The 24,028-nt window shown below is 37.9% G+C and carries 28 protein-coding genes; 11 read left to right on the forward strand and 17 right to left on the reverse strand.

Annotated features, from left to right (window positions below; all coding sequences use genetic code 11):
- Positions 1-147 precede the first annotated feature (147 nt).
- Positions 148-1,029, forward strand: a complete 882-nt coding sequence (locus ACO6UW_RS00725) for an ATP-binding protein (protein ID WP_002115248.1) — start codon at positions 148-150, stop codon at positions 1,027-1,029.
- A gap of 103 nt (positions 1,030-1,132) precedes the next feature.
- Entirely contained in the window at positions 1,133-2,236 is a 1,104-nt protein-coding gene (locus ACO6UW_RS00730) for a DUF6670 family protein (protein WP_057062010.1), read from the forward strand.
- Positions 2,237-2,238: 2 nt separating this feature from the next.
- Here ACO6UW_RS00730 and tsaD read toward each other — a convergent pair whose 3' ends face one another.
- Positions 2,239-3,249, reverse strand: a complete 1,011-nt coding sequence (gene tsaD, locus ACO6UW_RS00735) for a tRNA (adenosine(37)-N6)-threonylcarbamoyltransferase complex transferase subunit TsaD (RefSeq protein ID WP_002115326.1) — start codon at positions 3,247-3,249, stop codon at positions 2,239-2,241.
- A gap of 135 nt (positions 3,250-3,384) precedes the next feature.
- Between tsaD and rpsU the strand changes: the two genes are divergently transcribed.
- Together rpsU and ACO6UW_RS00745 are read left to right on the forward strand one after the other, a co-directional pair.
- Positions 3,385-3,600, forward strand: coding sequence for a 30S ribosomal protein S21 (gene rpsU, locus ACO6UW_RS00740; RefSeq protein ID WP_001136722.1), 216 nt, complete (start codon positions 3,385-3,387; stop codon positions 3,598-3,600).
- A gap of 25 nt (positions 3,601-3,625) precedes the next feature.
- The gene (locus ACO6UW_RS00745; RefSeq protein ID WP_002115302.1) at positions 3,626-4,072 is read left to right on the forward strand and encodes a GatB/YqeY domain-containing protein; all 447 of its coding nucleotides are present in this window, start codon (positions 3,626-3,628) and stop codon (positions 4,070-4,072) included.
- Between the two features lie 89 nt (positions 4,073-4,161).
- On the opposite strand, the gene ACO6UW_RS00750 is transcribed toward ACO6UW_RS00745, so the two are convergent.
- The 12 genes from ACO6UW_RS00750 to ACO6UW_RS00805 form a co-directional block, all read right to left on the reverse strand.
- Positions 4,162-5,589: a M48 family metalloprotease gene (locus ACO6UW_RS00750; RefSeq protein WP_081037730.1), complete on the reverse strand. Its 1,428-nt coding sequence runs from the start codon at positions 5,587-5,589 to the stop codon at positions 4,162-4,164.
- A 142-nt stretch (positions 5,590-5,731) separates the two neighbouring features.
- A complete protein-coding gene (locus ACO6UW_RS00755; protein ID WP_017398569.1) occupies positions 5,732-6,697 on the reverse strand; it encodes a 2-hydroxyacid dehydrogenase in 966 nt (321 codons plus the stop codon).
- 11 nt (positions 6,698-6,708) lie between these two features.
- A complete protein-coding gene (locus ACO6UW_RS00760; RefSeq protein WP_348891815.1) occupies positions 6,709-7,356 on the reverse strand; it encodes a hypothetical protein in 648 nt (215 codons plus the stop codon).
- Between the two features lie 100 nt (positions 7,357-7,456).
- Positions 7,457-9,346: a M48 family metalloprotease gene (locus tag ACO6UW_RS00765; RefSeq protein ID WP_081037729.1), complete on the reverse strand. Its 1,890-nt coding sequence runs from the start codon at positions 9,344-9,346 to the stop codon at positions 7,457-7,459.
- Positions 9,347-9,424: 78 nt separating this feature from the next.
- On the reverse strand, positions 9,425-10,966 hold the full coding sequence (gene purF / locus ACO6UW_RS00770) for an amidophosphoribosyltransferase (RefSeq protein ID WP_005068333.1): 1,542 nt from the start codon (positions 10,964-10,966) through the stop codon (positions 9,425-9,427).
- A gap of 25 nt (positions 10,967-10,991) precedes the next feature.
- On the reverse strand, positions 10,992-11,579 hold the full coding sequence (locus ACO6UW_RS00775; RefSeq protein ID WP_002115251.1) for a CvpA family protein: 588 nt from the start codon (positions 11,577-11,579) through the stop codon (positions 10,992-10,994).
- 6 nt (positions 11,580-11,585) lie between these two features.
- Entirely contained in the window at positions 11,586-12,590 is a 1,005-nt protein-coding gene (locus ACO6UW_RS00780) for a quinone-dependent dihydroorotate dehydrogenase (protein WP_005073508.1), read from the reverse strand.
- 89 nt (positions 12,591-12,679) lie between these two features.
- Entirely contained in the window at positions 12,680-13,159 is a 480-nt protein-coding gene (gspM, locus tag ACO6UW_RS00785; RefSeq protein ID WP_005073507.1) for a type II secretion system protein GspM, read from the reverse strand.
- The gene (gene gspL / locus ACO6UW_RS00790) at positions 13,159-14,298 is read right to left on the reverse strand and encodes a type II secretion system protein GspL (protein WP_005068325.1); all 1,140 of its coding nucleotides are present in this window, start codon (positions 14,296-14,298) and stop codon (positions 13,159-13,161) included. Before gspL ends, gspM begins: the two co-directional genes overlap by 1 nt.
- Before the next feature lie 23 nt (positions 14,299-14,321).
- Positions 14,322-14,777, reverse strand: coding sequence for a SixA phosphatase family protein (locus tag ACO6UW_RS00795; RefSeq protein WP_057062014.1), 456 nt, complete (start codon positions 14,775-14,777; stop codon positions 14,322-14,324).
- A gap of 56 nt (positions 14,778-14,833) precedes the next feature.
- Complete coding sequence (locus ACO6UW_RS00800) at positions 14,834-15,907, reverse strand: NAD(P)H-dependent glycerol-3-phosphate dehydrogenase (RefSeq protein ID WP_002115297.1); 1,074 nt, start codon at positions 15,905-15,907, stop codon at positions 14,834-14,836.
- Between the two features lie 34 nt (positions 15,908-15,941).
- Positions 15,942-16,517, reverse strand: coding sequence for a nitroreductase family protein (locus ACO6UW_RS00805; RefSeq protein WP_005073504.1), 576 nt, complete (start codon positions 16,515-16,517; stop codon positions 15,942-15,944).
- Between the two features lie 204 nt (positions 16,518-16,721).
- Between ACO6UW_RS00805 and ACO6UW_RS00810 the strand changes: the two genes are divergently transcribed.
- Positions 16,722-17,102 (forward strand): hypothetical protein, encoded by a 381-nt coding sequence (locus ACO6UW_RS00810; RefSeq protein WP_057062015.1) that lies wholly within the window; start codon positions 16,722-16,724, stop codon positions 17,100-17,102.
- Positions 17,103-17,140: 38 nt separating this feature from the next.
- Here the strand turns inward: ACO6UW_RS00810 and rhlB are convergent, their stop codons facing one another.
- Both rhlB and ACO6UW_RS00820 read right to left on the reverse strand, forming a co-directional pair.
- Entirely contained in the window at positions 17,141-18,292 is a 1,152-nt protein-coding gene (gene rhlB, locus ACO6UW_RS00815; protein ID WP_002115257.1) for an ATP-dependent RNA helicase RhlB, read from the reverse strand.
- A 109-nt stretch (positions 18,293-18,401) separates the two neighbouring features.
- Positions 18,402-18,614 carry a cold-shock protein gene (locus ACO6UW_RS00820; RefSeq protein ID WP_000126912.1) on the reverse strand — a complete coding sequence of 71 codons (213 nt, stop codon included), beginning with the start codon at positions 18,612-18,614 and terminating at the stop codon, positions 18,402-18,404.
- A gap of 372 nt (positions 18,615-18,986) precedes the next feature.
- Here ACO6UW_RS00820 and ACO6UW_RS00825 point away from each other — a divergent pair, with 372 nt between their 5' ends.
- The 5 genes from ACO6UW_RS00825 to ACO6UW_RS00845 all read left to right on the forward strand — a co-directional run bounded on the left by ACO6UW_RS00825 (position 18,987) and on the right by ACO6UW_RS00845 (position 21,719).
- Positions 18,987-19,232: a sulfurtransferase TusA family protein gene (locus ACO6UW_RS00825; protein WP_033847590.1), complete on the forward strand. Its 246-nt coding sequence runs from the start codon at positions 18,987-18,989 to the stop codon at positions 19,230-19,232.
- A 133-nt stretch (positions 19,233-19,365) separates the two neighbouring features.
- Positions 19,366-20,232 carry an RNA polymerase sigma factor RpoH gene (rpoH, locus tag ACO6UW_RS00830; RefSeq protein ID WP_002115267.1) on the forward strand — a complete coding sequence of 289 codons (867 nt, stop codon included), beginning with the start codon at positions 19,366-19,368 and terminating at the stop codon, positions 20,230-20,232.
- A 111-nt stretch (positions 20,233-20,343) separates the two neighbouring features.
- The gene (locus ACO6UW_RS00835; RefSeq protein ID WP_002115263.1) at positions 20,344-20,709 is read left to right on the forward strand and encodes a DUF423 domain-containing protein; all 366 of its coding nucleotides are present in this window, start codon (positions 20,344-20,346) and stop codon (positions 20,707-20,709) included.
- A 13-nt stretch (positions 20,710-20,722) separates the two neighbouring features.
- A complete protein-coding gene (gene thiS, locus ACO6UW_RS00840) occupies positions 20,723-20,920 on the forward strand; it encodes a sulfur carrier protein ThiS (protein WP_002115323.1) in 198 nt (65 codons plus the stop codon).
- A gap of 13 nt (positions 20,921-20,933) precedes the next feature.
- Positions 20,934-21,719 (forward strand): thiazole synthase, encoded by a 786-nt coding sequence (locus ACO6UW_RS00845; protein ID WP_001154366.1) that lies wholly within the window; start codon positions 20,934-20,936, stop codon positions 21,717-21,719.
- Between the two features lie 125 nt (positions 21,720-21,844).
- Here the strand turns inward: ACO6UW_RS00845 and ACO6UW_RS00850 are convergent, their stop codons facing one another.
- Together ACO6UW_RS00850 and yaaA are read right to left on the reverse strand one after the other, a co-directional pair.
- Complete coding sequence (locus tag ACO6UW_RS00850) at positions 21,845-22,468, reverse strand: hypothetical protein (protein WP_057062016.1); 624 nt, start codon at positions 22,466-22,468, stop codon at positions 21,845-21,847.
- A 19-nt stretch (positions 22,469-22,487) separates the two neighbouring features.
- Positions 22,488-23,261 (reverse strand): peroxide stress protein YaaA, encoded by a 774-nt coding sequence (gene yaaA, locus ACO6UW_RS00855; RefSeq protein WP_002115321.1) that lies wholly within the window; start codon positions 23,259-23,261, stop codon positions 22,488-22,490.
- 125 nt (positions 23,262-23,386) lie between these two features.
- Here yaaA and ACO6UW_RS00860 point away from each other — a divergent pair, with 125 nt between their 5' ends.
- Positions 23,387-24,019: an alpha/beta hydrolase gene (locus tag ACO6UW_RS00860; protein WP_002115250.1), complete on the forward strand. Its 633-nt coding sequence runs from the start codon at positions 23,387-23,389 to the stop codon at positions 24,017-24,019.
- Positions 24,020-24,028 lie beyond the last annotated feature (9 nt).

A 24,028-nucleotide genomic window follows, 5' to 3' on the forward strand; every position in this document is an offset into this window, starting at 1 on the left:
CTGAATAGACATCACAACACTATGCTCGGTCTGAACATTTCAATCAATTGCAAAACCGATAAAGTGTATAGGCAATAAGTTTTTTGTCAGCCTATTAATTTCGGTGTTAGTATCCTATCAAACACTGTTTAACATGATTGACTTACCATGGCTACCATTGATTTACCGGACAATTTAGTTCAAACATTATCACTTGTATTAAATCAGTTACAGCAAGTCTTGCCTGAGCCTCGACAAGAAACAGATTTTACTGCACCTGCTTTTAGATGGGAAAATCAGCAACTTAATGCCATCTATAAGCCAAAAAATATTTATCTTGATGACTTAAAAGGCATTGAGCGTCAAAAAGAAAAAATTATTCAAAATACTTTGCAATTTTTAAATGGCCTACCAGCAAATGATGTGCTGTTAACCGGCTCACGTGGTACAGGAAAATCATCTATTGTTCGTGCTTTACTCACTGAGTATGCCCCTCAGGGATTACGTTTAATTGAAATTGAACGTGATGATTTATCAGACTTACCTAAAATTCAAAAACTCATTCAAAATCGTCCTGAAAAATATATCGTCTATTGTGATGACTTGGCTTTTAATGCCGAAGATGAAAATTACCGTAGTCTAAAAAGTGTATTAGATGGTTCATTACAGTCAGGTTCAAGTAATTTTATTATTTATGCAACCAGTAACCGTCGCCACCTGTTACCAGAATTCATGCATGAAAATACACCTGTAACTAAGGTGGACGTTCCCCAATATACTGAACTACATCCACAAGAAGCGATTGAAGAAAAGATCTCTTTATCAGATCGTTTTGGTCTATGGTTATCTTTTTATCCAATGGATCAAAACCTATATTTGGAAATCGTAGAACATTATCTTGATAAAGCAAACATGCCTTTCAATGATGAGGTTCGTGCTGAAAGTTTACGTTGGTGTCAGATGCGGGGTCAGCGCTCTGGTCGAGCTGCTTATCAGTTTTCTAAGCATTGGATTGGTTTAAACGCCTTAAAAGATTTGTCTAACAATTAAATAAAATGTCCCGCAAAGCCTTAGCTTTGGCCTATAAACCGCTTAGCTTTGGCAGTTGTTTTTCATAACCTAAAACAAAGATAGCCCTTCTTTAGGTTTATATATGAAAAAGCAATTGCCAAAAATTTCTACAACAAGTAAAGCGCTTGGTAAAAGTTTATTACTTGCACAAGGCGTTTTAGACCAAGCAAAAAAATATTCAACTCTTCCTTTTACTCAAGCTCATATCATCCGTCCACGAATTGACGAAAAATATTATAGTTGGACACATTACGGTATCTTTTTCCCGCTTTTACCAGAGCCGCATCGTTACTTAAATATTATGATTTTAATTGGTACACCAGGTGCACTTGCTTTTGACCATGATGATATCATCACTGGAAATCCTAGAAAAACAGCTACATTCTTTTCAAGCACAGCTGCTCTGGAACAAGCTTTACTGAAAGCCTATATCATTCCCGAAGATACAAAAATTAATAAAGATGGGACCTTAATAGAACTAGGTCAGGAAATTTCAATTCAAGGAAAATTCCCTCAAATTCATATTAATGGACATTATGATGAGTTTGATTTCAACTTTGATATCGGTATCACTTCACATGTTTCATGGTTTATAAAAACACCAATCTATGATCACTTTAGTTTATTGGCAAAGTTTAAAGGTTTTTTAAACTATCAAGCAGAACGCATTGAAAGCCAAGGACTCTGCACTTACGAATATGCTCGAGCAGTTGGTCCTCATTCCCTCACAAATAAACTTACTCCTGATGTATATAAACTGCCACTTGATTTTTTCACTTATCAAATCATCAATTTAAATGAAACCACTCAACTTCTTCTTACCAAAGCCGATATTGCAGGACAAACAGCTGCATATACCCTGCATATTCGACATCTGGACCAGCCAGCTGAAATTTATACAGATGTAAGCTTTGATATTATTTCGCATCAAGTTGATGACTTTGTTTCACCTACTGGGCATAAAATGCGACTTCCAAAATATTTTTCTTGGATCGCTAGAAATGATGCAAAGCAAATTATCTTAAACATTCAGGCAGAAATTGACTGCCCATTCCGCTATGGTCATGGGCGAGGTTATGCGAGTAGCTATATATTTACAGGTCATTATTTTGGTAATGAAGTACAAGGCCGCGGTTATATCGAATACATTGATATCGAAAACCAACAGGCCTTTGACGATGAATAATTTTACTCAGGAATAGTGAGTTCAGTCATTGGCCATCTTGGTGTGGTCGTTACCGCCAACCCATCATGCTGACCTGCTTTTAAACGCTGATAACCAGCAAAAGCAATCATTGCCCCATTATCAGTACATAAAGCAGGCTCAGCATAATAAACTTGCGCTTTAATTTTCGCCAAAGAAGTTTCTAATTGCTCGCGTAGTCTTAAATTTGCGCTAACTCCACCTGCAATCACTAAACGTTTAAGTCCAGTTTGCTTTAAAGCTTTTACTGATTTTTTTACCAAGGTATCTACAATTGCTTCTTGGAATGAAGCAGCAATATCAGCGTCACGATTTTCGCCATTCAATTTTTTCAATTGAACAGAAACAGCTGTTTTTAAGCCACTAAAAGAAAAATCCAAGCCTTGATGAAGCATAGGTCTTGGAAACTCAAAAGCTAATGGATCACCAGATAATGCAAGTTTTGCAATATTTGGCCCACCTGGATATGGCAAGCTCATCATTTTTGCAACTTTATCAAAAGCTTCGCCCGCAGCATCATCAATAGACTCACCCAATAGTTCATATTGACCAATAGCGTGGGCTGCCATCAATTGTGTATGTCCACCTGAAACTAACAATGCTACAAACGGAAATTCAGGTGGTTGACTTGAAAGTAATGGGGCCAACATGTGACCTTCCATATGGTGAACACCAATTGCAGGCTTATTTAAAGAAAAAGCTAAAGTTCTGCCAAACAGTGCACCTGTCATTAATGCTCCCATTAAGCCAGGACCACGCGTATAAGCAACCGCATCAATCTCTTGTTTTTTTACACCACTTTGTTCAAGCAATTGATTCATTAAAGGAATTAATTTACGAACATGGTCACGAGAAGCAAGTTCAGGTACTACGCCACCATATTCAGCATGAAGTTTAATCTGGCTATAAAGAACCTGTCCCCGTAAGCCGAGTTCGCTATCATAAAGTGCCAACCCTGTTTCATCACAAGAAGTTTCCAAGCCTAAAACAATCATCAAAACTGCCTTTTAAATATTGCAATCGCTATTATAGACTTGTGATATGAGTTGTAAATGAGTAAAATACTGACCTTCACTTGTGATCCGGCGCAATGGTGTGCCTGATCTTATCCATAATCTAGAGGATTTTACATGCCACAAGTTAAGTTGAAAGAAGGCGAACCAGTTGACGTAGCTATCCGTCGTTTCAAACGTTCATGCGAAAAAGCTGGTGTTTTAGCTGACGTTCGTAAACGCGAATTCTACGAAAAACCAACTCAAGAACGTAAGCGCAAAAAAGCTGCAGCAGTTAAACGCTACCAAAAGAAATTGGCTCGCGAATCTGTACGTACTACTCGCCTTTACTAATTAATTTGTGATTGACTGCTGAATTATGACTACTTTAAAAAACCAAATTACTGATGCATTAAAAACTTCTATGCGTGCCAAAGATATGGCAACAGTGACGGTTTTGCGTAGTCTACAAGCGGCAATTAAGCAAATCGAAGTCGATGAGCGCAAAGAGCTTGACGACGCTCAGGTTCTTGCGGTCATTGAAAAGCAAATTAAACAACGTAAAGAATCGATCAAAGCCTTTGAAGGTGCTGGTCGTAATGATTTAGCTAGTAAAGAACAAGCCGAAGCTGAGATTATCTCTCAGTTTCTACCAGAAGCTATGACTGAGGAAGAGCTTGATTCTATCATTGAGCAAACGATTGCTGCTCAAGAAGCAACTAGCATGAAAGATATGGGTAAGGTGATGAATTCTCTACGTCCGATCATAGCCGGGCGTGCCGATCCTGCTCAAGTTTCAGCAAAAATTAAAGCTAAGTTAGCTTAATTCCCTTTTTTTAAATTTTATATTTTTCCAATCAAGCTTCTTTAGTTTGTATCTATTTGCACATCTGCAAATTAAGTAAGATATAACTCTTAAATCTTCATTCTTCGCTCATCTTGCATTTGTTTCAAACGACTGTCTATTCTTGCCGACATTGCTTGATTATCTTTTGCCAATCGCTGAGCATGCAACATTGATTTAATTGCATTTTCCTCACTACCTGACCAATATTCTGCTTCAGCTCGATAGCGTAGAACATTAACCGCTCTTAAAGGTCCATTCTTATCCAAATTCGCAGCTTGCTGTAAAAATTGCCAGCCTTGTATATCTCTCGGATTCTTATTAATAAATCTTTGAACCAAGGTTTGAACTTGCGCAAACTTACCTTGGCGTAGCAGCACCTCAGCCAACTTATAACTAAAAGCTTTATTTTCAGGCATCGTCATTTGTGTAGAAGCAATTGTTGTATAAGCTTGATCTAATTTATTTTGGCCGAGATAAATATCTGTCTGCAATAATGTGACAAGAGGCTTTCCACTAGATTTCGCTTGATCTAAAGTAGACTGCGCTTGCACATAATCACCTTGTCTTGTGTAAAATGCTGCTAAAGCAATCAGACCAGCAATATTTTTTTGGGACGCCAAACTTTGTAGTTGGTTTTCAGTTGCTTGATTGGCAACCACCATGGTGTACCATTTTAAAATCTCAAAATCTGCATCATATATACGATTTTTAACTCTAGGCAGCTGGTTTGCACGGAGCCTAGCTTCACTCATACGCTCAGTCGTCAATGGATGAGTCAACCAGAAATCCGGTAAAAAACTTACTCGACTTGTAGCTCTATGCATTGTTTCAAAGTAATCAGCCATACTTTGAGGGTTATAACCTGCCGCAGACATATATTGCATACCAATACGGTCTGCTTCACGCTCTTGATTTCGACTATATGTTAATTGCTTATCCATGAGTGCAGCTTGGGTTCCAAGCATCACTGCTGCACCCGCATCGCCACCACCCTGCGCAGCTATAGCCACCCCTGCTAAAAGTCCTGCTAGACTTAGCAATGTTTGACCTTTAAAGGCTTCTTCAGAGCGACTAAAATGCCTTTGCGATACATGCGCAATTTCATGCGCCATAACACCAGCAATTTCATCAATATTTCGTGCTGAGGCAATAAGCCCTGTATTGAGCGCAAATAAGCCACCTGGAACAGCAAAAGCATTAATTTGTGGGTCTTTAATCACGACTAGACCAATCGGCTGTCCAAGCTGAGTTTCACTTAAAATACTCGAAAATACCTGAAAAAATTGATCTTCTAGCCAGACATCTTGAATAACGGGCATTTGTTTGTGAACTTCACGAAAAACTTTTTCACCAATAAATTTTTCTTTTTGTTGATCAAGCAAACCTATCCCACTTCCAATATTTGGAATTTCTACTTGATTTGCAGAAGGCTGAGGGTCGAAAGGCTGCGCGTACGAAGCATTTGTTATAAAAGCCGTACTTAAAATAATTGGCAAAAATCTCAAATGTTTTTCTCTAGTAAAATTAAACCATCAAAAAAGTCTACTGATATAAAACATAAAAAATTATGTTCAATCAATAGACTCTTAATATATCACTCGAGATCGCTTAGTTTTGCAATGAAGTGTTATTAATCACTTATGCAAAGTTTGGGTTTACCAAATATCTAGGAGTTTTATCCTCTAAAGCTTCAACTAGATTTTTATAAGCAAGATTTGCCATTTTTTTACGAGTCTCTGCAGTCGCAGATCCTACGTGAGGCAAAGTAACAACATTTGGCAGTTTAAAAAGCTCTGAATCTTGTAAAGGTTCTTTTTCGTATACATCCAAACCAGCCCCAAAGATTTCTCCGCTTTGTAAGGCCTCAATCAATGCTTGCTCGTCAACCACTGAACCACGTGCAATATTAATAAAAATAGCGTGCTTTTGCATAAGCTCAAATTGAGCTTTCCCCATCAAAGCTTTCGATTCATTATTTAAGTCAACTGCGGTTACTACAAAATCAGACTGTTGCAATAACTCATCTAAACCAAGATATTGTGCTTTTAAAGGCTCTGCCAATTCAGGTTTTTCACGGCGATTATGGTAAACAATATTCATGTTAAATCCATAAAAACCACGTCGTGCAATTGCAGCACCAATATTACCAAGCCCAATAATTCCTAATGTCTTTCCAAAAACATCTAAACCAAACTGCTGAGGTCCAACAGTTCTTTTCCATTCACCTTGTTTTGTCCAATGATCAAGAAAAGGAACTTTTCTAGCAGCGCTTAGTAATAATGTAAAAGCAAGATCAGCCGTTGTTTCAGTTAAAACATGAGGGGTATTTGATAACCAGATTTTTCTTTGGTTTAGATAAGCCACATCATAATTGTCATAGCCAACTGTTACAGATGAAATAATTTTGAGTTTTTGAGCAGGTGCAAGATTACTTTCATTAAGAAGTCGACCAGCACCAATCATTCCATCAGCATCTACAACTTGTTGGCGTATTTGCTCATTAATATCACCCAGTTTTGGATTAAGAACCACAACATGATAATCCTGTTGTAATCGAGACAAAATTTCTTCATCAATTTGGCTAAAAACTACAACTTTTTTCATGTAAATCCCTACTACTCATTGTTATCTTGCATTAATTGCCATAACCTTTTTTTAAGGAGTGGTTTCTCCAACATCTCTTTTAAACTCGCCAAATGAATAATATTGGCATGCTGAATATAAGAACATTCACCAAGGCACAAGATCTTCTTGTCTGCTGCGACAGCATCTAAAAATCCTTTAATATATGAACCTGCACCACGTTGATCTTGATAGTTAGCTAAAGGAAACGGCCATTTTAGTTCAGCATATTGCCCTATTTTTGCTTTTTGGATGTTATTCCAAAGCTGCTTTTCTTCTTCACTTAAATTAGTAACATCTAAAAAAATAACGCATTTTTCAAGCGCAAAAGCTTGCAAATCAAATGAAGCAATCGTAACCACTGGAGCTTGTACTTCATTACGAGGTACTACAACAGGCGGAACTTCTACTGGAAGTGGTACCGCAATTTCAGGTTCAACTTTTGGAACTTCGTTGACTTGTGGTTTTGTCGGTTGCTCAACAACTGGATTGTTCTTAGAAGGCAATATAATTGGTTCACCTTCTGGTGCAGCTTGATCTCGCCAGAGACTTTGAGCATTATTTTTTTGGCACACCTGTGTCTTAGGAATCCATACATCAATCCCCAAAGTTGCCAATATATTTCTTTGCTGCCCAATCATCTGTAAATCAATACCTCTACTCTATCTACATTCTAACGGGCTTGAGTTTTTTTTTCAGTGTTTTATTTCATTCAGATGTTTTTATAATCGTAGATGTCTTTTAAATAATCATCACACTATTTCTCTTTTGCATTTGATCCACAATTTCTTCTGTCTCAAAGCCAAAACGCCAATAAAGCAATTCAAGCACATCCAGTTCATCTTGCGTGATAATACGGTCGCTCCACAAACACATTTCTGCAATAGCTAGAATACTTAGACGGTCACGTAATAATAAACCAGCAATATCATTTAAAATTTCAGCCAGATCTAATGGCTCATCTGAAATTTCATCATAGATATACATTTCATCGGGATTGAGCAGCGAACGTAAAATACGCTCACGTACTTCTAATTGATTTGGGCTATTAATTTGCTGAACATGAAGCAAAGCATCAATCAAACGAACAATTTGAGGTTTCACTTCTTCAAATGCAGTTGGCAAATGTAATGGCATCAAATTCAATTCATGTTTAACTCGCTCCAATAGTAGTGCATCTAACAACCCAATTTCACCATCTTCTTGGATAATAAGCGCTAGCTTAGTAAGAAATTGCCGAGCAATACTTGCGGGTATATGCCCAATATTTTTACAAGCATCATGAAATATTTGAATATGGATACGCCCATCCAAATTCAATAATGCATCGATAATGGCATGACTCACAGGTGCATCTTTTGGAATGAATTCCCGATATTGGCGAATCATCAAAATAGCAACCATCACTTCACGTGAACCAGTCGCAGTTTGTAGTGCTCGTTGAATTAATTCAGGACGCTTTTTATTTCGACGTACATCACTACTTAGGGGCTTAATAGCATCATTTAATGCAAAACTAATTGGTGATAACCTTAATAAAGGTAGAGGCTGTGGAGATGACCACGGAACATAAATTTCTTTCTCAGATTCTTCTAAAAAATGAAATAAGCTAAACAACGGGCGGTTGCGAAGTTTCTTTAAATTTTCTAATTGTAAATCTTGTAGCAAAGTGGGGTTTAACTCATAAATACGTTCACGAATACTCGGGTGAATATTCATCCAGCTTTGTGGGCTAAGGGAGTTAGCAAAACACATATGTGCGATTGATTCAGAATAAGCACTATGAATTTGCGAACCAGAATGGTGAACATAAATACGCAACAAGGTTTGGGTATTTGCATTATTTTTTAATAGTCGTACTGTTTTTTGGTCATTACGAAAGGTACGCCCACTCAAAGTCAAATATTTAATAAAACGAGTAATCAGTACACCGAGGCTTCCAGCCAACCAAATGACTCCACCCACTGCAACAAAAACTGTTTCAAATTTATGTTTATAGCCGGGGCTATAGCGCTTAAAACCCTGCTTGGCTAATTTACTGCCCCACTGACTAAAAGTTGTTAAACCGCTATATAAAATCTTTAATTTTGTATTCTCAACAGCCTCACCCGATAAAATCTGATTAAACTCATGGCCCAATAAACCATATAACTCAAGCTTATCCAGATTCTGTAAAGCACCCCATGTCAGAATAATTACAATATCTTTGGGATGAAAACCTGCCGTAAGTGCATTTACACCAACTTCATCAGGTAGTACATATACGGTTGGAACTTTTAGTGAAAAATTTTGAGCTAAGTGTTCTGTAATTTTTAATGCTGCGAGTTCTTCGGGAGTACTCTCCTCTTTCACCAAACGACGTGCTTTAAGTTGTTTTGCTAAAGAGTGCCCACCTTTACGCAGGATATAAAGTTCGGTAACTACCGACCAAACCATAATAAAAAGTAATAGTGCAACAAAGTAAGGACTTAAGGTATGCCACCAAATTGGCTGGCTATAATCAAAAAAATGAACGAGTAAACCTAAAATTAAATTTAAGATAAAAATAGTAAGCAGCACAGCAACCAAACACATAGTGATGGACCATGCCATATTTTTATTTTCGATTAGATAGTGGCTTACTTCTTTCAATGTAAATATTCCCAATTACATTGTTAGGTTTCATCATAAAAGAAAAAAGCGGGAAACACCCGCTTTTTTCGGCTATTTCTATTCTTCTTTGATACCTGTTAAATCTACAGAAGCAGCATCGACATTAACATCAATATAACCATCTTTTTTCTTCTTAGCAGAGTCATTACGCTTCTGCTCCAAATTATTTAGATAGTTACCATCAATATCACCTGTTACGTAGATTCCATCAAATACTGAGCAATCAAACTCAGTTAAGTCAGGCACTTTGCTGGTACGTACAGCATTTTTCAAGTCTTCCAATTCTTGGAAAATCAAACGATCAGCACCAATAATTTCTTGGATCTCTTCCACGCTGCGTTCTGAAGCAATAAGCTCAGCTTTAGCAGGCATATCAATACCGTAAACGTTTGGATACATTACTTTCGGTGCTGCTGACGCAAAGTATACTTTTTTTGCACCAGAATCACGTGCCATCTGAATAATCTCATTACACGTTGTACCACGTACAATAGAGTCATCCACCAACAGAACGTTCTTACCTTTGAATTCTAACTCAACAGGGTTTAATTTCTGACGTACAGATTTTTTACGTTGCTGTTGACCCGGCATAATAAAGGTACGGCCGATATAACGGTTTTTCATAAAACCTTCACGGAACTTCACACCTAGAATATTTGCAAGTTCTAAAGCTGAAGTACGGCTCGTATCTGGAATTGGAATCACCACATCAATATCATGGTCTTCGCCCCAGTCACGTAAAATTTTATGAGCAAGCTTTTCACCCATTTTTAAACGTGCTTTATAAACTGAGATTCCATCAATAATCGCATCAGGACGAGCAAAATAAACGTACTCAAAAATACATGGGCGGTATTTCGGATTAGCAGCACATTGCTTAGAGAACAACTCGCCATTTGCATTGATGAAAATTGCTTCACCCGGTTCAATATCACGCTCAATTTTGAAACCAAGAGCAGTAATAGCAACCGATTCAGAAGCAATGATGTATTCCATCTCACCTTGTTCAGTTACACGCGAACCGTAAATAAGTGGGCGAATACCATTCGGATCACGGAAGCCCACCAAACCATGACCAGTAATCATTGCTACTACCCCATACGCACCTTGGCAACGCTCATGCACACGAGAAACCGTGTGAAAAATATCGTCAGGAGTAGGATTTAAAGTGCCTTTTTTCTGTAATTCATGCGCGAATACATTTAAAAGAACTTCTGAGTCAGAATCTGTATTCATATGACGTAAATCTGTTTTAAACAGGTCATCATGAATTTCTTCTGCATTGGTCAAGTTACCATTATGTGCAAGCGTAATACCGTAAGGTGAGTTTACATAAAATGGTTGTGCTTCAGCACTGCTCGCAGAACCAGCAGTTGGGTAACGTACATGGCCAATACCATAATTACCAAGTAATGCTCTCATATGACGAGTATGAAAGACATCACGCACCATACCGTTATCCTTACGAAGGAAAAGACGGCCTTCATGGCAGGTTACTATTCCAGCTGCATCTTGCCCACGATGTTGCAACATCGTTAAAGCATCAAACAACATTTGGTTCACTGGCGATTTACCGGCTATACCAACAACTCCACACATAGCAACCTCGCAGACAAGCTAGGAATTAATAAAAAGGATTCTTTGTCGAATGGTCGGATCGGTTTTCTAAATCTTCCGATTCGTCCATTGGTTTTGAAGGAGTGCCTGATGCACTACCTCCAGATGTTATTTGATGAAATGCCTCACTTGCAGCATCTTTAGACAACTCGGTAGCTAAAGGCGCATAAGGCAATAAAAACTGTATAAATTTGGACTGTTTCCAGTGCGGTGAACTTTCAACCCAAGGTCCTACACCCTGCATTGTAATTAGTACAACCAACAAGCCCTTTAAAGAACCAAAAGCACCACCTGCTAAACGATTTAATGGCCCCAATTTCAGACTTTTCAAGAGGCCATTTAAAAATGCAGAGACGATCCATGTTAAAACAATGATCAAAAGCGCTATAAATGCAAAAGCTGCAATTTTTTGAACAACTGGATCATGACTTAAACCCGACATAGACGGAGCAAGAAGGACAGCATATTTTGCACCCATAATTAATGCAATGACCCATCCTACCAAGTTCGCAAAGGCTTTAATAAATCCTTGTCGCAAACCGTTTAGCCCCCCAATGAGCAAAAGTATCAGAATAATGATATCAATTGTGTTCATATTCACTTAAGACATAGCTGCAACACATTGTTTCACTAAAATAGGACCTGTATAAATTAGCCCACTATAGATCTGTACTAATGTTGCTCCAGCTTGCTGTTTGACTGCTGCTTGTTCACCCGACAAAATTCCACCCACGCCAATTAACGGGATTTGTCCTTTTAATGTTTGGGCAAACAAACGTAAGCATTCGGTACTTTTTTCAAAAACAGGTGCGCCTGATAAACCGCCCGACTCATTACCATAAGGAAGATTTTCTACACCTTCTCTTGATAAGGTCGTATTAGTAACGATCAAGCCATCAATTTTAAACTGCACTAACTGCGCTGCAATAAATTCAACATCTTCCGCTGTTAAATCAGGTGCAACTTTCAGAACCAAAGGAACATAGTGATTATTTTGTTCAGCTAGCTCAAGTTGTCTTTCTTTTAAGGTTTGCAATAGTTCAGTTAATGCATCGCCACTTTGTAAACTTCTTAAGTTCTTAGTATTTGGAGATGAAATATTAACGGTAATATAAGAAGCGTAGTTATACACTTTCTCAAGGCAAATCAGGTAGTCATCAACAGCTTTTTCTACAGGAGTATCAGCATTCTTACCAATATTAATGCCTAAAATTCCTTTAAACTTTGAAGCTTTGACATTTTCAATCAGCTTATCAACACCATCATTATTAAACCCCATACGGTTAATAATGGCTTGAGCTTCTGGAATACGGAATAAGCGCGGCTGCGGATTACCCAATTGAGGACGAGGTGTAATGGTTCCAATTTCAATAAAACCGAACCCTAACCCAGCTAAAGCATCAATGTGTGCACCATTTTTATCAAGACCGGCTGCCAAACCTACTGGATTTGGAAATTCAATTCCCATACAAGTCGTCGGTTTCGCCTCTACACTCTGACGAAGTAGGCCGAACTTATGTGCTTTATCAAGCATAGATAATGTTAATTCATGGGCACGCTCTGGTGCTAAACTAAACAACATCGGGCGAGCAAGTGAATATAACATACCAATCACAATCTACTGATTTTAGGTAGGCATATTATAGGCACAGGCAGCACAAAACACCATGCTTAAGACCAGCATATTTTAATATGTTATTGAACCGTCGCTGTTAATTTAATCTGACCTTCACTTGAAACCATTTCCATTTTTTCAATACTTAAGCCCATTTGTGCCAGTTGGGTTAAAAAGTTAGCTAAAATTGCGTAATTCTGATGAGTAACAATAATTTGTAACTGCTCGCCATTTTGCTGAGAAGTAACCGTTAAACCTTGCTGTTGAGCTACACGTTGTATTTTTTCTGCCTGCCCCAGCTCAAGCTCACTCGCAGGTTTCATAGTGACCGCATTACTTTGCATCCACACCATCAAATCTTTTAAATCATTTAAGCGCTGTTGCTGCTGTTCTGCTAAGGAATGCATTTTCCAAAGTGAAGCCCCAATAATAGCCACTACAACAAAAATTGTAGTAAAGACCACCATGATACGTTCACGGACAGTCAAACGGTCTAAATATTGATTAACTTGTTCGATCCACTGATCAAAGCGGTTTTGCAATTGAGCTAACATTTTCATTATTGTATTTTCACCACCCCAATTGCCCCACCACCATCGGCTTGAACATTACCTAACTCCGCCTTAAATCCTTGCTGATTAAGCTGCTGTGTTAAAGCTTGCAAATCATCTGCCGATTTTGCTTTCAAGGCCATGGTTAGTGTAGAAGCATCATAATTTAATTGCTGAGCTAAAATTTGTCTTTGCATCAGAATAGGCCCAACACGACTCAATAAAGAAAGTGCTTGTGTATCGCCTTGTTTACTCATTCTTAAATGACTTTCAAATTGGCTTTTTATATTTTGTTCATTTACGCGACTAGAAGGACCAAACCAATATTTATATTGCTCAATTGTCTGCTCAGCTGTTTGATTTGCTACATTTCTTAATTTCACCCAACGCAACAAATCATAGCTGAACTGAACCACAATAATTGCTAAAACAATAACCGCACATGCTTTCCAGTACCCAGAAACCGTTTGCTCTTGACCTTTGGCTTTTGGTAAAACATTAAAAGGATGCTGTTTAGGTTTATCTAAGCCCTGAAACTGATAAAAAAATTCTGAACGTTGCTCAACACTAGAAGCTGCTTCTAAGCTTTCTAATTGTTCTGTCGTTAATCCACTATATTGATAGTTTGTTTCAACTGGCTGGAATTCCAAAAACAATCCCAAATCATCTAGTGAATTACCGACCCATTTACTTTCACGCGCCAGTAATTTTTGGTCAATATTACAAAGGATAACTTGGTGTTCTTGTGGTTCCGGCAAAATCAAAAAGTCTGGCAACAAAGCAACCAGCTTGATTGGCAACAAATTCATCGCATGTTGCCATGTTTCCACAGTAGTTTTTGCAACACCCAATATTGTTAATTGATCAGCATGAAAATGATGAACCACTTTCATGTGATCAATAGGCAAAGTTACAAACTCTTCAAGCAAATATTTAACACCATCTGCTCCGAGTTGCTTGTAATGAGACTTTGCTATTTGTTGCTGGAATACCTGAGCATGACGACTAGGAAAAAAGACAACAGCCTCTTTTCCTTGGTGCAATTGTAGGTCTTGTATTAATTGATCGAGGCTTTCAGCCTGCAACCAGTTTTCTCCGTTAGACCAATGCCATATTCCATTGGTTTCAGGCATCCATAAATACAGCATAATGGGCTAAATAACCTTTTTATTTATATTGTGGGTATAAAACTACTTTTTTGTGTTGATAAACCAGTTGCAATCACAGCCTGATCATAAATTCGAGCTTCAGCCAGTGCAAATGGATTAAAGTTTTCATGGGTCAGCAGTTCAGCAATATGCCCTACTACATTCATATGACACACGACCACAATTGACTCATAAGGAATCTGAGACAACCACTCGACTGCCTCTTTGGCGTTATCATCCGGTTTAATTTTATCGCATAACAACACAGGCACATCTTTAAAGTACGCTTGAATATGTGCCAATGTCTCTTGGGCACGTAACAAAGGACTAACTACAAAAATATCAGGCTTAACAATATCTTTTAAAAATGTTGCTGTCTGTTCTGCTTGAGCATGTCCACGAGCAGTAAGAGGGCGTTTATTGTCGTTACCATTTACAGGTGGAGCGGCTTCCCCATGGCGAACCAATGTCAGTTGCATAAATTTTCCTTGTTAATAATTCCTGCATTATAACCACAATTTATGACATTTCTTCTTCAGACTTCGTGATGAGGTAAAACAAATTCAACATCACTACGGTGTCCGTTTTTCATAAGAGATAATGCAATATTTAAAGGAGGCGCCCCTTCGAAAATAACTTCATATAAAGCGTTAGTGATAGGCATATAAACATCTAGTTCTTCTGCTTTACCACGCACCTGAACAATTGTATTAATGCCTTCTGCTGTCTGCCCCAACTCTTTACTTGCCTGATCCAGCGTTTTACCCGAACCTAAAGCATAACCAATCTGATAATTACGGCTTAAAGGGCTATTACAAGTCGCGAATAAATCACCAACACCTGACAACCCCAAGAATGTAAGCGGATTTGCACCTTGTTTTACTGCAAAACGGCTCATCTCGGCCAAAGCACGCGTTAAAATCATACTCTTGGTATTTTCACCAATTTTGTAAGCAGCACCAATTCCCATTGCAACCGCATAAATATTTTTAAGCGCACCACCTAACTCTACACCGTGCACATCATCGCTACCAAAAACACGGAATAAAGCACTATGTAAGGCATGTTGCACAGCATAACGAACTAATTCGGAGTCACTGGCAATAACGGTGCCGGACGGCATACCCGCCATAATTTCTTTTGCAAGGTTTGGACCTGATAGCACACCATAAGGAACTTCAGGTAATTCTTCACGAATGATATCGCTCATGAAGCTGAAAGTTTTAGCTTCAACACCTTTGGTTAAAGACACAACCGCTTGTGCAGTAATATAAGGAGCGATTTGTTTTAAAACATCACGGAATGAATGACTTGGAATTGCGACTAAAATAATATCTCGGTCACATACAGCTTGCTCAAGATCAGACACAGCACGTAATGATGACTCTAAAATAAAATCTGGCAAATAACGTTTATTAATGTGGGTTTTATTAATTTCCTCAGCTGTTTCGGCGTCACGAATCCAGATCATGGTATCGCAACCATTACGTGCAGCTAAATTTGCCATAGCCGTTCCAAAGCTTCCTCCCCCTAGAACGGTAATACGTAAAGCAGTTTTTTTATCAACCGCAACAGGTTCCACCAAATCTGTAAACTTAAATTCAGCCATCTTTTATTATCCTATTTCTTACTTCTACAGACGTTTAAGCCTGCCAAACTTTTACGAATTCTTTACTTTCAATATCTGCACGCGGTGCAATTACTTTAGCTGCTGTGCCAACGTAAATAATACCTGAAATTAAATCACGAGGTTGCAGACCTAAATGCTGTTTTAACCAATTTGATTCGACAACTGCACCACTACGCCACATGGTCGAAAAACCTTGAGCTTGTAGAGATAATAAAAGATTTTGTACTGCGGCACCCGTACTTAAGATTTGTTCGAAATGCGGTACTTTCGGATGATCTTGTAGTTGTGTAAGCGCCAAAATGAGTAATGGTGCGCGAAAAGGATGTTGTTTAACACGTTCGAGTTGAGCGGGATCAGTTTCACCTAAATCTGCTAGAGCCTTTGCTAAAACTTCACCAAAAGCACCACGTTGTTCGCCTGAAACAACCACAAAACGCGTTGGCTTAAGTCTATGATGATCTGGAGCAGTCAAAGCTGCTTGGAAAGCTAACTCTAATTGCTCCGTACTTGGAGCTGGCTCAACTAATTGGCCAATAGACTGACGCTGATGAATATTTTGGTGAATTATTTGTATTGCTGATTCCGTCATTAATATTGATCTAACTCAAAAATTCAAAATAGATTAGCATAATCTACCGTTAATCCACCATTGAATCTAGCTTATAAAATTAGCGAACTCTCACTTTGACATTTTTTAATACAAAACATCAAAACTCATACAACGTCTTCAAAATCAACTAGAAAACTTATGTTCAAATAGCTATGTCTTTTAGCGATTAACTTTAGGTGCATTATGAAAAAAATAATTTTAACAAGCGCAATGAGCGGTGTTGTTTTATTACTTGGTGCTTGCGCAACTACTCCTAAAAATACTTTAGCAGTTCAAAAAGAAAATAATCAGTTTGAAGTTACAGGTATTGGCAAAACCAATTTAATTGCGAAAAATAATGCAATTACTGCAGCTCAAAAAACTTGCTCAAAAAACACTACACCAGTCGTTGTAGATGAAAAAACAACATATAACGGTGTATTAAAAGATGTTGTAAGTGAAAAAACCGGTCAAATGGTTGAAGCAGCAGCAGGGGTTATTGGTACATTAACTGGTAAAAATGCATCTTTAGCAAAAGATGATGACTACCAAACAACGCTTACTTTCTATTGTAAAATTAATTAATCAAAAAAAATCCCAATCAAATGATTGGGATTTTTTTATTAGCAATAACCATCTAATCTGGTCAGTGGTAATTTTTTACCAATTGCTTTTTCAATTTCGGGTAAATAAAAGGCATCATCTTCAGATAAGAAACTAATACTTACCCCTTGTGAGCCAGCACGACCTGTACGACCAATACGGTGTACATAATCATCAGATTGTTCAGGCAATGTAAAGTTGATGACATGCGACACGCCATCCACATGAATACCACGACCAGCAACATCTGTCGCAATCATAATATTATGTTTACCTTGCTTAAATTGCTCTAACATTTTTAAACGTTTATCTTGAGCAATCTCACCAGAAAGCATACCAACTCTATATCCATCTTTCTTTAAATGATCATAAAGACGGCGGACCTGGTCACGTCGATTAGCAAAAATCATGACCTTATCGATTGGTTCTTCACGCAAGATATCTTGTAGTAAACGATATTTGTCTTGTTTAGCTACAACATAAACACGTTGTTCTACATCGTTATTGGTCTTTTGTTCAGGCTCAATTTCAACAGTTACAGGTTCAAACAACCATTGTCTTGCCAAATTCAAAACGTCATAACTAAACGTCGCTGAGAACATGAGTGTCTGACGTTGTTCCTTGCGTGGTGAATAACGAACAATACGTTTTACCGAAGGAATAAAGCCCATGTCTAATAAACGGTCAGCTTCATCAATGACTAAAAATTCAATTTGATCGAGCCAGACTTCTTTTTGTTCTACAAAATCGATTAAACGCCCAGGTGTGGCTACCATGATATCGACAAAATTAGCATCAAGTTGCTTCTTCTGCTTATCGAAATCAACACCACCCAATAGGGTCACTAAATGTAAATTAGAGAATTTTGTGAGAAATTTCGCATCACTTTCAATTTGCAATGCCAACTCACGAGTAGGCGCCAAGATTAAAGCACGAGGCTCGCCACGGAAGCGTTGCTCTTGAATCGGATTATTGAGTAAATCATTAATTACACTAATCAGAAAGGCAGCTGTCTTACCTGTTCCTGTTTGTGCTCGCCCAATTGCATCATGCCCGGCTAATGTATATTTTAAAACCTTTTGCTGAATTGGGGTCATTTGAGTAAACCCTAAAGCATCAATCGCCTTTTTAAGTTGCGGATGTAAATTCAAGGTTTCAAAACCAGATGTCATAAATACGCGCTCTAACAAACAATCTCTCGAATGAGAAGATCATTATAAACAAAAACGCCCCAATTCAAAAATTGGAGCGTCCATCATTCATCAAAAAGATGAATTAGTCTTAGTCTAAAGGCTGAACGTTTTCAGCTTGAAAACCTTTTTGACCTTGTACAACGCTAAACTCTACACGTTGACCATCACGTAGAGAACGGTGACCGTCACCTACGATTGCACGGAAGTGAACGAATACATCGTCGCCGCCGTTACGTTGAATAAAACCAAAGCCTTTAGTGTCATTAAACCACTTTACTACGCCTTGTTCACGAGCTGTCATAAGTCAATCCTCAGATGTTGAAAAAAGGACCTTCCGGTGTTGCAAACAGCAGAGCAAACAAGGTTTTAAAATATTTATAATCTTAAAGCTTGTAATCATTCTGTAAAACTATCAACAATTTCCGGTTACATCCATTTGTTATAGGGTTATTAAATCAATTTGATTGTGTGGTAAATCCTAAAACGGTTCGAGCTTAACACGGGTTTATGACAATTAATAGAATTTTTTTCAAATATTTCCCCTATTTTTAGTTCTTTTTTTAAACAGCTTATTACAATATTTTTTATAGAAATTCCTGCATCTTCTTTCATAAAATATGCTGTATTTATTAAAAATTTGTTAGAATATTTTTTTCAGTTGTTTTGATGATGAATGAGCAATACTTCTTCTAATACAGCACCCATTGAAATTAATGCCCTTGGGCAACCCTGCCCAATGCCATTGTTAATGCTAAAACGTGAACTTAAAAAAGCGTCAGGCAAACAACAATTTTTATTAAAATCTTCAGATCCTCATAGTGAAATTGATGTAACTCGTTACTGTGGTTTACATCATTTTATGTGTCAAACTACACACATATCGGAAAGAGAATTTCACTATTTAATTGAAACTCAATAATTCTTTGCTAAACTAAAAGATTAGAAATTGCATAAAATTTTACATTTCTCTACCCAATTTTCCTTAATTATGAAGCTGATTCAAATTAAGATGAATTTATTGGTTATCCCATTCGATCCTATAAGGAGAACTCATGAGTGACAGCAGCAATCAATTGATGCCCCTGTCATTGTCTGCGCCCGGTGTAAACCTTGGTGCATATATCAGTACTGTCAATCAGATTCCTATTTTAACGGCCGAGCAAGAAAAAGAACTTGCTGAACGTTATTATTATGACCAAGATCTTGATGCCGCAAAAATGCTGGTAATGTCGCATTTACGTTTTGTCGTTCATATTGCGCGCAGCTATGCAGGTTATGGCCTACCACAAGGCGACCTTATTCAAGAAGGTAATTTAGGCTTAATGAAAGCCGTGAAACGTTTCGACCCAAATATGGGCGTGCGTCTAGTATCTTTTGCCGTCCACTGGATTAAGGCAGAAATTCATGAATACGTTATTCGCAACTGGCGTATCGTCAAAATTGCAACGACAAAAGCTCAGCGTAAATTATTTTTCAATTTACGTAGTTTAAAAAAATCGAGTAAAAAATTAACGCTCGAAGAAGCTCAATCGATTGCTAATGACTTAAATGTAACTCCAGAACAAGTTCTGGAAATGGAAGGTCGTTTAACTGCTTATGATGCTGCTTTTGAAGCACAAGGCGATGACGACGACGATACTCCACATACTGCCCCTGCGTTGTATCTTGAAGATAACCGCTACGACCCTGCCCGTTTAGTCGAGAACGAAGACTGGGAAGAGCAAAGTACTTCAGCCTTGCATGATGCGATGGACCAGTTAGATGACCGTTCGCGTAATATTTTACAACGCCGCTGGTTAGATGATGACAAATCTACTCTTCACGAGTTAGCAGCTGAATATAATGTTTCAGCAGAACGTATTCGTCAGCTTGAAAAAAATGCGATGGAAAAGATTAAAACTGCCATGTCAGCAAGTTAAAATAAATGAAAAAAATAAAAGGGCGAATCGCCCTTTTGTTTTATCTGGCTATGTTTAGCCAACCTAATCTATGTTAACGTTGCCTTTCATTATTCATTTGCGTTTTTTGTTATGTGGATCGCCATTTCAGCCCTTAATCTTGCTTTTGCAGTCATGTTGGGTGCTTTTGGAGCACATGGTCTTAAAGCTCACGCGGGTCCTGAGCAACTTGCTTGGTGGCAGACTGCAACCGACTACTTTTTTTATCACGCGCTTGGCCTATTAGCTCTTGGTATTTTAAGTAAGGTTCTTCCTCATTTCCCAATCAAGTTATCTTTCTTGCTTATCCAGATTGGTATTCTATTTTTTTGTGGTTCGCTTTATATCATGGCGTTAGGTTTACCACGAATATTAGGCGCAATTACGCCAATTGGTGGAGCCTTAATGATTGCGGGGTGGCTAGTCTTGGCTTGGAATGCTTTCAAATACGCAAAATAATCGGAATGTGATCATGCAAATTTATTTAAATGGCGAATTAACGGACACGCCTAGCCAAAACCTGTTGCAACTCATTCAGGAGTTGGCACTTGAAGGAAAACGTTTTGCTGTTGAGCACAATCAGCAAATCGTTTCTAAAAGCAAATTAGAGCAAATTTCTATTGCTCAACATGACCGTATCGAAATTATTCACGCTGTTGGCGGCGGCTAAGTCGGAGTTATCCATGCAAGACACCCCTCTCATTATTGGTTCACGTTCTTTTCAATCTCGTTTATTGGTCGGAACTGGCAAATATAAAGACTTAAATGAAACGGATTTAGCTATTCAAGCCAGTGGTGCAGAAATCGTAACTGTCGCAATCCGCCGTGTGAATATTGGACAAAATCCAGATCAACCGAATTTACTTTCGGTCATCCCACCAGAGAAATATACAATTTTACCAAATACCGCAGGTTGTTTTGATGCTGATAGCGCAGTACGTACCTGCATGTTAGCGCGTGAGTTACTCGATGGTCATAACCTAGTAAAACTTGAAGTTTTGGGCGATGAAAAAACCTTATATCCAAATGTAACCGAGACCTTAAAAGCCGCTCGTACTTTGATTGATGATGGTTTTGAAATTATGGTCTATACCTCTGATGATCCAATTATTGCTCAAGAACTTGAAAGTATGGGCTGTGTTGCGATTATGCCTTTAGGCAGTCTAATTGGTTCAGGTTTAGGTATTTTAAATCCACATACCATTTCAATTATTAAAGAAAATGCGAAAGTACCAGTTTTAGTCGATGCAGGCGTTGGTACAGCAAGTGATGCTGCTATTGCAATGGAACTCGGTTGTGATGGTGTATTGATGAATACTGCTATTGCAGCTGCGCAAAACCCTATTTTGATGGCTTCAGCGATGAAAAAAGCTGTTGAAGCTGGACGTGAAGCATTTTTAGCTGGTCGTATGCCACGTAAACGTATGGCAAATGCAAGCTCACCTGAAACAGGTTATTTCTTTAAATAATTTATTTCTAAGGAATCACTGCTTTTTCAGTGGTTCCTCTCTCTCCTACCATATAACCATTTTACCTTTTAAAAATATATCGCTTTATTCTAATGGTAGATCTAAATTCTTATACCTAACTTAGGCTATTCCAATATTTGTCTTAAATTATCCTTGGCGTTTAACTCAAAATTCTTTTGGAAATATACAGTTTGATAAAGTGGCTCAGACTGATAAAAATGCATTAAAACTTCTTTTCGCTTAATCGCATATACTTCAGGATCAACCCAAGAATACTCCTGCTGAATTTGCTGTTCATACTGGATAAAACGTTCAGGTGTTGCTGCCAAAATAGCTAAATCAATATCCAACAAAAATTGCAAATCTGTTTCATCAGTTAATGCATGCTTTTGAGTCGCAAGAATCCAACGCTTTATTTTCTTTAGGGTATCAAACGATAAATCTTGCGCCATCAATTGTTCAAATAACTCAGCACTTTTAAGCTCATTATCTGGTGCTTGAGGATCATAGATAACATCATGAAACCAGAGAGCCAATGCAACAGCATACGGATCATTTAATTCGTATTGGACCGCCTCCATTAAACTCAAACATTCATATAAATGTTGGACGGTATGGTAGGCTCGCTGTTTTTCACTATAAGCCGCAATAAGTTCATCATAGATTTTCTGCGGTTCAGAAAAATTATAATACTGATGCAGCTCAAACCAAACATGCTTTAGTTTTGATAAATAAAGCTGCATCGTCATCTATTAACCACGCTTAAGATTATTGCTCATCACGTTTAAATACTAACTCTTTTGCCGATGAGTTATCAGCATCAAAGTAATAACCCTCGGTATTAAACGCTTTGATGTCTTCAGCTTTATTTAATTGGTTTTCAACAATAAAACGAGCCATTAAACCACGTGCTTTTTTCGCATAGAAACTAATGACTTTATATTTGCCATTTTTCTGGTCAAGAAAAACAGGCTTCACAATTTCAGCCTTAATTTTCTTTTCATTGACAGACTTGTAATATTCATCTGAAGCTAGATTTACCAGCAATTCAGATTTAATTGCTGCCAAGTCTTCATTAATTTGGTTAGTGATGATATCACCCCAGAATTCATACAAATTATGACCTCTAGTATTTTTTAATTTAGTACCCATCTCTAAACGATAAGGCATCATTAAATCTAAAGGACGCAATAAACCATATAGACCAGAGAGCATACGCAAGTGCTGCTGTGCAAAGTCAATATCTTTATCTTTTAAATGGTACGCATCTAAACCGGTATACACATCCCCTTTAAATGCATAAATTGCTTGGCGAGCATTTGAGAAATTAAATTCGGGATTCCAGTCTCTAAATCGATCTGCATTTAGTGTGGCAATTTTTTCACTTACACTCATTAAACTCGCAATTTCCGAAGCAGAAAGTTTGCGGCAAACATCAATTAATTGTGCTGAGTTTTCTAACAAGCGAGGCTGAGTAAACTCATCTGTAGGTAACGCTGTTTCATAATCTAAAGTTTTTGCAGGAGAAATTAAAGCAAGCATAGACAACCTGAAAAAATTATTCTTAATACCAACTATAACAGTAGATATTTTTTAATGCTAACTCGTGTTTTCAATGACGACTATCGGTAAAATAGCACTACGTATTGTTATTTAGCGGTTCTTATATGTCTGAGCAAACTTTCATCCAGGGTCCAGTAGGTAAAATTGAACTTTTCGTTGACCGCCCTGAAGGTGAAATCAAAGGCTTTGCGGTTGTTTGCCATCCGCACCCATTGCAAGGTGGAACCCCTCAGCATAAAGTCCCTGCCCTTTTAACCCAAATTTTTAATGAATATGGTTGTATTGTTTACCGTCCTAGTTTCCGTGGTTTAGGCGGCAGTGAAGGCATTCATGATGAAGGCCATGGTGAAACTGAAGATATCTTAGCTGTAATTGAGCACGTTCGTAAGCTTCATGAAGGCCTACCCTTTTATGCAGGCGGTTTTAGCTTTGGCTCACATGTTTTAGCAAAATGCTTTGCACAGCTTGAACCTGAATTACGACCTGTACAGTTAATTTTATGTGGTTTACCAACAGCTACTGTAGTAGGTTTACGCCACTATAAAACTCCTGAAATTCAAGGTGATATTCTACTCATTCATGGTGAGCAAGATGATATTACTTTACTTTCAGATGCAATTGAGTGGGCAAAACCACAAAAACATCCAATCACAATTTTACCGGGTGCTAACCACTTCTTTACAGGCTATTTAAAGCAGCTTCGCCAAATCATTACACGTTTTATTATCATGAAATAAACGGTAACT

The organism is Acinetobacter sp. JADD-222, from assembly GCF_049310645.1.